Genomic DNA, 1,767 nt, shown 5'->3' on the forward strand with positions numbered 1-1,767 from the left:
ACGGGGAGGTTGCGACGGTGACGCAGGCCACGGTAGCAGCCGAGGTCCATCAGGCGCTTGACGTTCATCTGAACTTCGCGGCGCAGGTCGCCTTCGACGGTGTAGTTCGCGTCGATGTGCTCACGGATGGCGAGCACTTCCGCATCGGACAGCTCGTTCACGCGGCGCGAGGCTTCGATGTTCACGGCTTCGCAGATGGCCTGGGCCGAAGTGTGTCCGATACCGGTGATGTAGGTGAGTGCGATGGGCACCCGCTTGTTGGTCGGGATGTTGACGCCGGCAATACGTGCCAAGTCTCTGTTCCTTTCGTTGCGGTTCCGTAGTTCCAGAACCTTTTTTCACAACATGAGCCCAAAGCGCGATGCGCCTCGGGCTGTCCGCTGATGAGGTGGTCTGCAGATGGGTGAGACCCGCTCCGCAAAAACGATTCTCTGCTAGAGATGCGGGTGGGTAAGAGGATTCGCAAGGAGCGTCAACCCTCAACCAGAGGTGTCCCGCTTCAGGGGGCATTTTTCCGCGCATGCGGGCGCGAAAGGCCACGCGGTCCTGAACCAAACAGGCTGCGACCGCGTTGTTCCGATTATATGATAACGCAACTGCTATATACAAGCGCCTCGCGCTACCCACGCGGCCACCCGACGGATTTCCAGATCCTGGCGGAGGCTCTCGAGCGGAACACCCAGCTCGGGGTCACCGGCTACCTGCTGCGCGACCTCGCGAGCTTCTGCCAAGTGCTCGAGGGGCCCGATGCCTCCGTCGACCTGCTGTTCTCGGAGATCGCCCGCGACACGCGGCACGACCGCGTCGTGGTTCGGATGCGGAGGCAGGTGACCGAGCGCGCCTTCCTGGGCTGGTCCATGGGCTACGCGAGCCTTTCGCCCGTCGACGCCGAGTTCCTTGCCACCCGTTTTGCCGACGGGCGCGGCGGGGTGCTGCTGGCCTTCGACCGGGTGGGACGGATCGCCGCCACCGGGAGCTGGGCCGTGCCGGGGCAGGGGAGCACCGGAGCGCGCCGGGCGCAAAAGAAAAGGCGGGCCGAGGGGCCCGCCTTTGATGTCTGCGACGTCGCTGCAATCACTCGTCGAGCCGGGCCGCCAGCGCGGTCTTGACCTCGTCGATCTGCCCCATGCCGTCGATCCGGGAATAGAGCCCCTTGGCGTAGTAGTAGCCGACCAGCGGCGACGTCATCTTGTAGTAGGCCATCAGGCGGGTGCGCAGCGACTCTTCGTTGTCGTCGGCGCGGACCGGCTGGCCTGCAGCCTTGGCCTGCTCGGCGCGGTTGACGATGCGCGAAACCAGCGCCTCGTCGTCCACGCGCAGCTCGATCACCTTGTCGAGCTTCTGGCCCATCTCCTCGAGCAGGTCGCCGAGCGCGTCGGCCTGCTTAAGGGTCCGGGGGAAGCCGTCGAAGATGTAGCCGCGCGACGGGTCTGCCTCGAACTTCTCGCGGATCAGGCCGATGACGATCTCGTCGGTGACCAGATCGCCGCGTGCCATGACTTCGGCAACCTTGTTGCCGAGCTCGCTGCCGCTGGCCTTGGCTTCGCGAAGCATGTCACCCGTCGACAGCTGGACCATGCCACGCTCTTCGACAAGAATCCCTGACTGAGTGCCTTTGCCGGCTCCGGGCGGTCCAAGAAGAATGATGTTCATCGACGAGCGGGTCCCCTGCGCTTGCTTCGGCTCTTACTCTTGCCGCGCAGCTGCGACTTCTGAATAAGACCTTCGTATTGGTGTGCCAGCAGATGGCTCTGGATCTGCTGAATG

The 1,767-nt window shown here is 64.1% G+C and carries 4 protein-coding genes; 1 reads left to right on the forward strand and 3 read right to left on the reverse strand.

The features are described 5' to 3' along the window. A partial coding sequence (rpsM, locus tag HC022_RS25790; RefSeq protein ID WP_167454285.1) for a 30S ribosomal protein S13 occupies positions 1-293 on the reverse strand: 293 nt, incomplete at its 3' end. Between the two features lie 291 nt (positions 294-584). Between rpsM and HC022_RS25795 the strand changes: the two genes are divergently transcribed. Next, entirely contained in the window at positions 585-1,109 is a 525-nt protein-coding gene (locus tag HC022_RS25795) for a BLUF domain-containing protein (protein WP_167454286.1), read from the forward strand. On the opposite strand, the gene HC022_RS25800 is transcribed toward HC022_RS25795, so the two are convergent. Then, positions 1,075-1,653, reverse strand: coding sequence for an adenylate kinase (locus tag HC022_RS25800; RefSeq protein ID WP_008886196.1), 579 nt, complete (start codon positions 1,651-1,653; stop codon positions 1,075-1,077). The genes HC022_RS25795 and HC022_RS25800 overlap by 35 nt on opposite strands. Further along, positions 1,650-1,767: SecY protein (locus HC022_RS29530; RefSeq protein WP_167454287.1), on the reverse strand; the 118-nt coding region annotated here is incomplete at its 5' end. The genes HC022_RS29530 and HC022_RS25800, both read right to left, overlap by 4 nt.

Source organism: Salipiger sp. HF18, assembly GCF_011806505.1.
GTDB lineage: Bacteria > Pseudomonadota > Alphaproteobacteria > Rhodobacterales > Rhodobacteraceae > Salipiger > Salipiger thiooxidans.